Genomic DNA, 11,186 nt, shown 5'->3' with positions numbered 1-11,186 from the left:
GAATGTGATGTCTACTGTTATCTAGTTTTCAAAGAACACGTTGGTGGAGCCTAGCGGGATCGAACCGCTGACCTCCTGCGTGCAAAGCAGGCGCTCTCCCAGCTGAGCTAAGGCCCCATTATTTAAGATGGTGGGCCTGAGTGGACTCGAACCACCGACCTCACGCTTATCAGGCGTGCGCTCTAACCAGCTGAGCTACAGGCCCATCTTAACTTATTCAAGGAACAAAGTTCCTTCAAAACTAAACAAGACAGGGAACGTTCTGTTTATAAGACCCAAGGTCTTATATTCCGTAAATATCCTTAGAAAGGAGGTGATCCAGCCGCACCTTCCGATACGGCTACCTTGTTACGACTTCACCCCAATCATCTGTCCCACCTTCGGCGGCTGGCTCCTAAAAGGTTACCTCACCGACTTCGGGTGTTACAAACTCTCGTGGTGTGACGGGCGGTGTGTACAAGGCCCGGGAACGTATTCACCGCGGCATGCTGATCCGCGATTACTAGCGATTCCAGCTTCACGCAGTCGAGTTGCAGACTGCGATCCGAACTGAGAACAGATTTGTGGGATTGGCTTAACCTCGCGGTTTCGCTGCCCTTTGTTCTGTCCATTGTAGCACGTGTGTAGCCCAGGTCATAAGGGGCATGATGATTTGACGTCATCCCCACCTTCCTCCGGTTTGTCACCGGCAGTCACCTTAGAGTGCCCAACTGAATGCTGGCAACTAAGATCAAGGGTTGCGCTCGTTGCGGGACTTAACCCAACATCTCACGACACGAGCTGACGACAACCATGCACCACCTGTCACTCTGCCCCCGAAGGGGACGTCCTATCTCTAGGATTGTCAGAGGATGTCAAGACCTGGTAAGGTTCTTCGCGTTGCTTCGAATTAAACCACATGCTCCACCGCTTGTGCGGGCCCCCGTCAATTCCTTTGAGTTTCAGTCTTGCGACCGTACTCCCCAGGCGGAGTGCTTAATGCGTTAGCTGCAGCACTAAGGGGCGGAAACCCCCTAACACTTAGCACTCATCGTTTACGGCGTGGACTACCAGGGTATCTAATCCTGTTCGCTCCCCACGCTTTCGCTCCTCAGCGTCAGTTACAGACCAGAGAGTCGCCTTCGCCACTGGTGTTCCTCCACATCTCTACGCATTTCACCGCTACACGTGGAATTCCACTCTCCTCTTCTGCACTCAAGTTCCCCAGTTTCCAATGACCCTCCCCGGTTGAGCCGGGGGCTTTCACATCAGACTTAAGAAACCGCCTGCGAGCCCTTTACGCCCAATAATTCCGGACAACGCTTGCCACCTACGTATTACCGCGGCTGCTGGCACGTAGTTAGCCGTGGCTTTCTGGTTAGGTACCGTCAAGGTACCGCCCTATTCGAACGGTACTTGTTCTTCCCTAACAACAGAGCTTTACGATCCGAAAACCTTCATCACTCACGCGGCGTTGCTCCGTCAGACTTTCGTCCATTGCGGAAGATTCCCTACTGCTGCCTCCCGTAGGAGTCTGGGCCGTGTCTCAGTCCCAGTGTGGCCGATCACCCTCTCAGGTCGGCTACGCATCGTTGCCTTGGTGAGCCGTTACCTCACCAACTAGCTAATGCGCCGCGGGTCCATCTGTAAGTGGTAGCCGAAGCCACCTTTTATGTTTGAACCATGCGGTTCAAACAAGCATCCGGTATTAGCCCCGGTTTCCCGGAGTTATCCCAGTCTTACAGGCAGGTTACCCACGTGTTACTCACCCGTCCGCCGCTAACATCAGGGAGCAAGCTCCCATCTGTCCGCTCGACTTGCATGTATTAGGCACGCCGCCAGCGTTCGTCCTGAGCCAGGATCAAACTCTCCGATAAAGTAGTTTGACTGACTACGCACATCGCTGTGCGATTTATTTAAAAAATGAATTAACAGGTACGTTTTGTCTTGTTTAGTTTTCAAAGAACTTTTTGTACTTCTCTCGAAGCGACTACTTAATAGTAACATTTTTAGTTAACTAGGTCAACACTTTTTTAAAAAGTTTTACTAGTCATGTTTGTGTCTTTTAAAAGACAACAGAAATGATTATACCATAATTTTTATGACTGTAAAGGGGTATGGACATAAAAAAGCGCAGCTGTTTCAGCTGCGCTTTTCCTCACACTTCTTCTTGTGTTTCTTCTTGCTCATCTTCTTCGTTTTTTTCTACTAGTGCTACTGTAGCAACATGCTCTTCTTCTGCCATTCTGATGAGGCGTACACCTTGAGTGACACGTCCGGTAGTTGAGATGTCATCGATGTCCATTCTAATGAGTACACCGCTGGCTGTAATAATCATTAGATCCTCTTCACCTTTAGTAGCTTTCACTGCTACTAATTGGCCGTTGTTCTCAGTGATTTTCGCTGTTTTGAGTCCTTTTCCGCCCCGGCTTTGGGTTCTGTACTCTTCAGCCGGAGTTCGTTTTCCGTAACCTTTTTCAGTTACGATAAGGACATGTGATTCTTCCTCTAATATCTCCATGCCGACAACAACATCGTCATCGGTCAGGGTGATGCCTTTTACGCCTGCCGCAGTTCTTCCCATTTCCCGGACATCTGTTTCAGGGAAACGGATCAGCAATCCATTTTTCGTTCCGATGATAATTTGTTTTGTACCGTCAGTCAGACGTACACCCATCAATTCATCATCCTCACGAAGACTCAGAGCGATCAGGCCATTGTTGCGAATATTAGCGAACTGAGACAGCGAAGTTCGTTTCGAAACCCCGTGCTTTGTTGTGAAGAAAAGGTAAAGATCCGCATTGAATTCAGTGACTGGAATAATCGCGTTAATCCATTCACCCTTTTCTACCTCCAGCAGGTTAATAATCGGGATTCCTTTTGCTGTTCTGCCATACTCAGGGATTTCATACCCTTTTGCACGATACACTTTCCCCTTGTTCGAGAAGAAGAGAATCGTGTCATGAGTTGAAGTAGAGATCAAATGTTCAACGAAATCATCTTCGTTTGTTCCCATTCCCTGTACGCCTTTTCCGCCCCGTTTTTGACTGCGGTAAGTTGATGCAGGGAGACGTTTGATATATCCGTTGTGTGTCAGAGTCACTACGATATTTTCTCTCTCAATGAGATCTTCATCTTCAATTGTCTCTAATCCAGAAGTGACGATCTCGGTACGTCTTTCATCGTTAAATCGCTCTTTGATTTCCGTGAGTTCTTCACGGATGATCTCAAGTACTTTATATTCGTTTGCCAAGATGTCTTTTAGCTCTGCAATTAGTTTAACTAGAGATTGGTATTCTTCTTCGATCTTTTCACGTTCTAGTCCTGTTAAACGCTGCAGCCTCATGTCGAGGATCGCTTGTGCTTGCTTCTCTGTCAGTGAGAATTGTTCAATTAAACCTGTTCTCGCGATCTCAGCCGTTTGGGAATTACGGATAAGGGAAATAACTGCATCGAGATGATCCAGAGCTACTCTCAAACCTTCCAAGATGTGAGCTCTCGCTTCCGCTTTACGCAATTCATAAGCAGTACGGCGTCTGATCACGACTTTTTGATGGTCAAGGTAATGCTCCAGACATTGCTTTAGATTTAAAACTTTTGGCTGACCGTCAACAAGTGCAAGCAGGTTGATACCAAAAGATGTTTGTAGAGCAGTTTGTTTGTACAGATTGTTTAGAATAACATTACCATTGGCATCGCGTCTGATTTCAATGACAATTCTCATACCTGTACGATCTGACTCATCACGCAGATCTGTGATGCCCTCTATCTTCTTGTCCCTAACGAGATCAGCAATTTTCTCGATTAATTTCGCCTTATTTACTTGGTAAGGTAACTCTGTAACGATAATTCTTTCTTTACCTGAAGATGTTTGTTCAATCTCAGCTTTTGCCCGGATCGTGATAGAGCCTCGGCCAGATTCGTATGCTTTCCGGATACCGCTGCGCCCCAAGATTTGACCCGCAGTCGGGAAATCAGGACCCGGAATGACTTCCATCAGCTCCTGGATTGTAATGTCCGGGTTCTCACTGACCGCAAGTACGCCGTCAATGATTTCCCCAAGCTGGTGCGGAGGAATGTTTGTTGCCATACCTACCGCAATCCCGGCAGCACCGTTCACGAGCAGATTCGGGAACCTTGAAGGCATAACAACCGGTTCTCTTTCTGACCCGTCATAGTTGTCCTGATAATCGATTGTGTCTTTTGTGATATCTCGAAGAATTTCCATCGAGATTTTAGACATTCTTGCTTCTGTATAACGCATGGCAGCCGCTGAGTCTCCGTCAACAGAACCGAAGTTTCCGTGACCGTCAACGAGCATATAACGATAGTTGAAATCCTGCGCCATTCTGACCATGGATTCATATACCGCTGAATCACCGTGCGGGTGGTATTTCCCGATAACTTCTCCGACGATACGCGCAGATTTTTTATAAGGCTTGTCACTCGTCATGCCCAAATCATTCATTGCATATAAAATCCGTCTGTGAACCGGTTTTAAACCGTCACGAACATCTGGAAGAGCACGGGACACAATAACGCTCATTGCGTAATCCAAGAAGGACGTACGCATTTCCTGACTGATATTTATTTCACGAACTTGTGGTGTGTTTTGTTCACTCATTAAAAAACCTCCCTGAAGTATCACATGAAATATGTGGGAGTAGATTGTCCATTATGATCTTCAATACGATTTCACTATTCTCCATTATATCAATAAACTTATGATTATACACATTAAATTGCTAGAATATATAGGTATTACAAGCTTTACTGAGTCTGGTCTCGTTCAGAAAAAAGCCTTATTTCTTATTGGAAATAAGGCTTTTTATATTAGATGTCAAGATTTTTAACGTATCTCGCATTCGCTTCTATGAAGTTTCGGCGCGGTTCTACTTTGTCGCCCATCAGCATTTCAAATGTCTCATCCGCATCCATTGCATCTTCAAGAGTTACCTGAAGGAGCGTTCTAGAGCTTGGATCCATGGTTGTCTCCCATAGCTGGGTGGCATTCATTTCACCAAGACCTTTATAGCGCTGCAATCCAGGCTTAGGCGTTTGAGGAAGAGTTTTTAACAGTTCTTCAAGCTCCTTGTCATTGTATGCATATTCAACACGTTTTCCCTGTTGAACCTTGTAGAGCGGCGGCTGCGCAATGTACACATAGCCATTTTCAATAATTTGGCGCATATATCTGTAAAAGAACGTTAACAGCAGTGTTCTGATGTGCGCGCCGTCAACGTCGGCATCTGTCATAATGACAACTTTGTGGTAACGGGCTTTCTCCAGGTTGAAATCTTCCCCGATACCCGTGCCGAGCGCTGTGATCATAGAGCGCACTTCGTTGTTAGATAGGATTTTATCCAATCTGGCTTTTTCAACGTTCAGGATTTTACCTCTAAGCGGCAATATGGCTTGGAAATGTCTGTCGCGGCCTTGTTTAGCAGATCCTCCGGCAGAGTCACCCTCTACGATATATAACTCGGAGATGCTCGGGTCTTTTGAAGAGCAGTCCGCTAACTTACCTGGAAGGTTTGAAATTTCCAAAGCACTCTTGCGGCGTGTTAATTCACGCGCTTTTTTTGCAGCCATTCGTGCTCTCGCTGCCATTAAACCTTTATCGACAATTTTTTTGGCCGCATCTGGATTTTCCAGCATAAATGTTTCCATTGCCGCAGAAAATAACGTATCGGTGATTGTCCGTGCTTCTGAGTTGCCTAGTTTTGTTTTCGTTTGGCCCTCAAACTGCGGATCAGGGTGTTTGATTGAAATAATCGCGGTCAACCCTTCTCTTACGTCATCTCCGCTTAAGTTTGGATCATTTTCCTTAATAAGCCCTTTTTTTCTGGCGTAATCGTTGATAACACGAGTCAGACCCGTTTTGAAACCAGCTTCGTGGGTACCGCCTTCATACGTGTTAATGTTGTTTGTAAACGAGTAAATGTTGCTTGTGTAGCTGTCATTGTATTGCAAAGCCACTTCAACCGTAATGCCGTCCTTTTCGCCTTCAATGTAAATCGGTTCTTCATGGACTACTTCTTTAGAACGGTTTAAATACTCTACATAACTTTTAATTCCGCCTTCGTAATGGTACTCATTTTTGCGCTCTTGTCCTTCACGTTTATCTTCAATCGTGATGTTGACGCCTTTTGTCAAAAAGGCTAATTCGCGCACGCGGTTAGCAAGCAGATCATAATCATACACAGTTGTTTCTGTGAAAATCTCAGGATCCGGGATAAAATGTGTCGTCGTTCCTGTATGATCCGTTTCGCCAATGATTTCAAGGTCTGCAACCGGAACTCCGCGTTTATAGGTTTGGCGGTGGATTTTACCGTCACGGTGTACCGTCACATCAAGCTCCGTTGAAAGCGCGTTTACAACTGACGCACCTACACCGTGTAATCCTCCGGACACTTTATAACCGCTTCCGTCAAATTTTCCTCCGGCGTGAAGCACTGTCATAATGACTTCTACCGCAGGACGGCCCATTTTTTCTTGAATACCGACTGGAATACCGCGGCCATTATCTGTCACCGTGATGCTGTTGTCTTTTTCAATTTGAATGTTGATATCCGTACAATAACCGGCGAGGGCTTCGTCAATACTATTGTCGACAATTTCCCATACCAGGTGGTGAAGGCCTTTGCTGTTTGTTGAACCGATATACATCCCCGGTCTTTTACGAACAGCTTCCAATCCCTCTAGAACCTGTATCTGATTTTCATCATAACTGTTTTGCTGCTGTTCCATAGCCACGTCATTCACCTACACTTTTCTTAACGATATATTCTGATAAAAAATTTCTAAGAATCTATTTCAAACATAAATTGCGCACGTTTTTTTAATGTGCTGGAAGATAAGGGAGAGTAATATATATTCTGAACCGTGACTACGATAGATTTGGGCGTGCCGTTTACGGAAGGCACCACCTTGTGTTTCTGTTTTTTCAGAAATTCTTCAACAATAGGCGACATGTTGGCTTTAAAGTCAAAAATGCCGACAATATCTCGTGTTGAAACCACAAAGTCATCACCTAAATGAATATACAATTGCCCACCTCATTTCTTCACTTCACTAACGCACCGTTTTGCACACGGAACATTCCTGCTTGACGTAAGGTTTCGTGATCAATGCCATCAACGCTTGTCGTTGTGACAAACGTTTGTACACGGCCTTGGATCGTATGAAGCAAGTGTGACTGGCGATAATCATCCAGCTCACTCAGTACATCATCCAATAGTAAAATGGGATATTCTCCGATTTCTTCATGGATCAGGTCAATTTCCGCCAGCTTAAGGGACAATGCCGTCGTTCGCTGCTGTCCTTGAGAACCATACGTCTGCACATCGCGTCCGTTCACATAGAAAAGAACATCGTCACGATGAGGCCCTGACAGCGTAACACCGCGCTCGATTTCTTTTTCTCTTAATTTAGAAAACGCTTCTTGATAGCTATCTCCTATTTTCGACAAGTCTTCAGGATCTGATACCTCAAGAGCCGTATGGTACTTTAGGGTCAGCTCTTCTAACCCTCTTGAGATGCCCGCATGAATTGGCTGCGCCCATTTTTCGAGCTGTGCTGTAAACTGCAGGCGTTTTACGACGACTTTTGCCGCAACTTCCACAAGCTGATCGGTCAAAACATCGAGCATCGTTCTGTCAGTTTGTTTTCTTGTTTGCAGCTGCTTCAAAAAATGATTTCGCTGAGAAAGGATTTTCTGGTAAAGAGAAAGGTCATACAGGTAAACAGGAGAAACCTGTCCGATTTCCATGTCAAGAAACCGCCTTCTCACTTGAGGGCTTCCCTTTACAAGATTTAAATCTTCCGGCGCAAACATGATGGTGTTGAGGGCCCCGACATACTGGCTGAGCTTTTGCTGTTCAATATGATTGACCTTGCCCTTTTTACCCTTTTTGGAGATGACGAGCTGCATCGGGATCGCCCCGTTTTGCTTCATCACTCTTCCCTCTATTTTAGCATAGTCTTTGTCCCACCGTATAAGTTCTTTGTCATTTGATGTCCGGTGCGATTTCGCCATGGACAAGACATAGATCGCCTCCATGAGGTTTGTTTTCCCCTGGGCGTTTTCTCCGATGATCACATTTACTTTATTTTCAAATTGCAGTTCGGCATGGTCGTAGTTGCGGTAAGATGTCAGCTCTAAGTTCTGGATATACAATCAGTATCACCCGCTTTAATTGACGACTTGAAATGAACCAAATCCTTCAATCTCTACCACATCTCCAACATACAGCTTTCTGCCGCGGCGGTTGTCCGGCTCGCTGTTCACAAGCACTTCATGCTCGCTTAAAAACCACTTTGCCATACCGCCTGACTGAATCACATCGGCTAATTTCAAGAATTGTCCGAGTGTAATCATCTCTGTATCAATTGAAATCGGATTTGCCATTATATCGACCTCTTTCAAATATCACTAATATCTAATTGTACTAAAAAAAAACGAATTAGGGAAAGGGAAAACTTGTCGGAGCAGATACCGAATAGAAAAGCTGCCGAGCGGGTCGGCAGCAGTGTATCGGATTAATAGGTTCTGACAGGAAGGATAAGCTGTACAATCGTTTCATCATTCGGCGTGCGAATTAAGAAAGGTCTCATTGCCCCTGTAAAGCTTACGCGTATTTCTGCTCCTTCAAGCACCTTTAGTGCATCCAGCATATATTTTGGACTAAATGAGATATTTAATTCCTCACCCTCAATTTGATCTGCAAGAATCGCTTCCACAACTTTACCGATTTCTGGTGAGTTAGACGAAATCTCAATGGATTCAGCAGGTTTTGCAGAAAGCTTCACCACGTTGTTGCGTCCCTCTCTGGCTAAAAGAGATGCACGATCAATCGCCTGAAGGAATTCTTTTGTGTTCACGATGATTTCGGTTTTGCTGTCTTGCGGAATCAGGCTGGTTGTATCTGGATAATTTCCGTCCAGAAGCCGCGAGAAGAACAAGACGTTTTTCGCTTTAAACAGAACTTGGGTTTCTGTAATGACGATATCTACAAGTTCTTGGTTATCATCCAAAATCTTGCTGAGTTCAGTTAAGCTTTTTCCCGGAATCACGACGTTATAAGATCTGTCTTCTGGAATATCAAGTTTTGCTTTTCTTAATGCGAGACGGTGACTATCCGTCGCAGTGCATAATAATTCACTTTGCTCCACTTTCCAGTTTACACCTGTCAAGATGGGGCGTGTTTCTGAGGTGGACACCGCGAAGACTGTTTGTCTGATTAGATTTTTTAACAAATCAGTTGGAATTTGAATCGCATGATGCTCTTCGATCTGCGGCAAGTGCGGATACTCATCAGCATCAAGCCCGTTTAGATTAAATTCAGCTTTGCCAGAACGGATAATCGTCAAATACTGATTTTGCACTTCGATTTCTACAGTTGCCATCGGCAGTTTTTTTACAATTTCACTAAAGAAGCGGGCTTGTAAAACGATGCTTCCGGGCTGTTCTATTGTGACGATTTCCTTATCTCCTTCTTCTTTAGGAATGAAGGATTCAATAGAAATATCTGAATCGCTTCCTGTAAAGGATACGCCATCATCTGATGCAACGATTTTAATACCAGTCAAAATGGGAATCGTAGTTCTGGATGAAACTGCTTTTAATACATCTTGGACACTTTCAACAAGACGATCTTTTTGAATCGTGAATTTCATTTTTATCCTCCTAACGGATAATGTATTAATATATATATTTTAAAAAAATAGTAGAAGTAATAGTAGGGCTTGTGGATTTGTGGATAAGTTGTGAAAAAGACAGGAAACACAGCCTATCCACATGTGGACAGACTGTGCATGACTTCTGAAAAGTTATTCACACTTTCCCCGAATAATCCCCGGACCTGCTATTTAAGCTGTTCTTTAATTTCTTTTACATGCTGCTGAAGCTGTTCATCGTCTGCCAGCAGTTTTGAAATTTTTTCGTGCGCATGAATAACGGTCGTATGGTCACGGCCTCCAAACTCTTCACCGATTTTAGGAAGAGAGGAATCAGTCATTTCCCTTGATAAGTACATGGCGATTTGACGCGGGAAAGCTACTGATTTCGTCCGTTTTTTTGCTTTGAAATCCTCGAGTTTAATATTAAATTGCTGGCCTACTACCCTCTGAATTTCTTTTATCGTAATGACTTTCGGTTTTGAAGAAGGAATAATATCTTTCAACGCCTCAGCGGCCAGATCAGCATTAATATCTTTATTAATTAAAGATGAGTAAGCAACAACTCTGATTAATGCTCCTTCAAGTTCCCGAATATTGCTGTCGATTTGATTTGCGATGTAAAGCATAACCTCGTTCGGAATATCGAGCCCTTCCGCTTTGGCTTTTTTTCTTAAAATTGCAATTCTCGTCTCCAAATCAGGCGGCGTGATATCTGTAATCAGGCCCCATTCAAAACGTGAACGCAATCTGTCTTCAAGTGTCGGAATTTCTTTTGGCGGTCTGTCACTTGAAATGACGATTTGTTTGCTTTCTTCGTGCAATGTGTTAAATGTATGGAAAAATTCTTCCTGGGTCTGTTCTTTCCCCGCTAAAAATTGAATATCATCTATCAAAAGCACATCAACATTTCGATAGCGATTGCGGAAATCGACGGCTTTATTATCTCGGATAGAGTTGATGAATTCGTTTGTAAATTTCTCAGAAGACAGATAAACCACTTTGGCAGAAGGATTATGATCTATTACATAATGGCCGATTGCATGCATTAAGTGTGTTTTCCCTAAGCCGACGCCCCCATAGATGAATAAAGGGTTGTATGCTTTCGCGGGTGCTTCCGCTACCGCAAGAGAAGCTGCGTGTGCAAATCGGTTTCCAGATCCGATGACAAAAGTATCAAAAGTATATTTTGGATTGAGCATATTTTGGGGAAAATCAGATGTTTCTTCTTTAACCGCTTTTTTGACTTGCGGTTTCGGCATGAAGTCTTCAACATCTTGATTTTGAGGAATGACAAACTTAATGCTCAATTCTTCCCCGGTTAACTCATATATAGTATCTGCAATAAGATGCAAGTATCTGGACTCCAGCCAGTCTCTGGCAAATTCATTAGGAGCAGTGATCGTCAATGTATCTCCCTGCAGTGAGTGGGCTTTAGTTGATTTCATCCAAGTCTCGAAACTCGGTTTGCTCAACTTTTTTTCGATTTGAGCAAGGGCTTGATTCCACAGGTCTAATATATTTTCCAT

At 44.3% G+C, this 11,186-nt stretch carries 7 protein-coding genes, 2 tRNA genes and 1 rRNA gene; all 10 read right to left on the bottom strand.

The genetic code is table 11. The features are described from left to right. Positions 1 to 41: 41 nt before the first annotated feature. Positions 42 to 117: transfer RNA gene (locus M1M80_RS00050), tRNA-Ala, on the bottom strand. Between the two features lie 11 nt (positions 118 to 128). Continuing rightward, a tRNA-Ile gene (locus M1M80_RS00045) sits at positions 129 to 205 on the bottom strand. 101 nt (positions 206 to 306) lie between these two features. After that, positions 307 to 1,856 (bottom strand): 16S ribosomal RNA (locus M1M80_RS00040). Between the two features lie 281 nt (positions 1,857 to 2,137). Beyond that, positions 2,138 to 4,603, bottom strand: a complete 2,466-nt coding sequence (gene gyrA, locus M1M80_RS00035; RefSeq protein WP_019257227.1) for a DNA topoisomerase (ATP-hydrolyzing) subunit A — start codon at positions 4,601 to 4,603, stop codon at positions 2,138 to 2,140. 209 nt (positions 4,604 to 4,812) lie between these two features. After that, a complete protein-coding gene (gyrB, locus tag M1M80_RS00030; protein WP_003236659.1) occupies positions 4,813 to 6,729 on the bottom strand; it encodes a DNA topoisomerase (ATP-hydrolyzing) subunit B in 1,917 nt (638 codons plus the stop codon). A gap of 53 nt (positions 6,730 to 6,782) precedes the next feature. Beyond that, positions 6,783 to 7,028, bottom strand: a complete 246-nt coding sequence (gene remB / locus M1M80_RS00025) for an extracellular matrix regulator RemB (RefSeq protein WP_003219266.1) — start codon at positions 7,026 to 7,028, stop codon at positions 6,783 to 6,785. Positions 7,029 to 7,045: 17 nt separating this feature from the next. Beyond that, entirely contained in the window at positions 7,046 to 8,158 is a 1,113-nt protein-coding gene (recF, locus tag M1M80_RS00020; RefSeq protein WP_019257226.1) for a DNA replication/repair protein RecF, read from the bottom strand. A 15-nt stretch (positions 8,159 to 8,173) separates the two neighbouring features. Beyond that, positions 8,174 to 8,389: a ribosome maturation protein RlbA gene (gene rlbA / locus M1M80_RS00015; RefSeq protein WP_003236655.1), complete on the bottom strand. Its 216-nt coding sequence runs from the start codon at positions 8,387 to 8,389 to the stop codon at positions 8,174 to 8,176. A 131-nt stretch (positions 8,390 to 8,520) separates the two neighbouring features. Further along, on the bottom strand, positions 8,521 to 9,657 hold the full coding sequence (gene dnaN, locus M1M80_RS00010; protein ID WP_003236654.1) for a DNA polymerase III subunit beta: 1,137 nt from the start codon (positions 9,655 to 9,657) through the stop codon (positions 8,521 to 8,523). A gap of 188 nt (positions 9,658 to 9,845) precedes the next feature. Continuing rightward, positions 9,846 to 11,186 carry a chromosomal replication initiator protein DnaA gene (gene dnaA / locus M1M80_RS00005; RefSeq protein WP_003236652.1) on the bottom strand — a complete coding sequence of 447 codons (1,341 nt, stop codon included), beginning with the start codon at positions 11,184 to 11,186 and terminating at the stop codon, positions 9,846 to 9,848.

Source organism: Bacillus inaquosorum (assembly GCF_023238325.1).
Classification (GTDB): domain Bacteria; phylum Bacillota; class Bacilli; order Bacillales; family Bacillaceae; genus Bacillus; species Bacillus inaquosorum.
The sequence above is the reverse complement of the archived record's forward strand: the minus strand, read 5'-3'. Positions and strand labels throughout refer to the sequence as shown.

Excerpts from the sequence above, each read along its gene's own strand:
- rlbA (WP_003236655.1), bottom strand. The coding sequence starts at position 8,389 with ATGGCAAATCCGATTTCAATTGATACAGAGATGATTACACTCGGACAA.
- dnaN (WP_003236654.1), bottom strand. The coding sequence starts at position 9,657 with ATGAAATTCACGATTCAAAAAGATCGTCTTGTTGAAAGTGTCCAAGAT.
- gyrB (WP_003236659.1), bottom strand. The coding sequence starts at position 6,729 with ATGGAACAGCAGCAAAACAGTTATGATGAAAATCAGATACAGGTTCTA.
- gyrA (WP_019257227.1), bottom strand. The coding sequence starts at position 4,603 with ATGAGTGAACAAAACACACCACAAGTTCGTGAAATAAATATCAGTCAG.
- dnaA (WP_003236652.1), bottom strand. The coding sequence starts at position 11,186 with ATGGAAAATATATTAGACCTGTGGAATCAAGCCCTTGCTCAAATCGAA.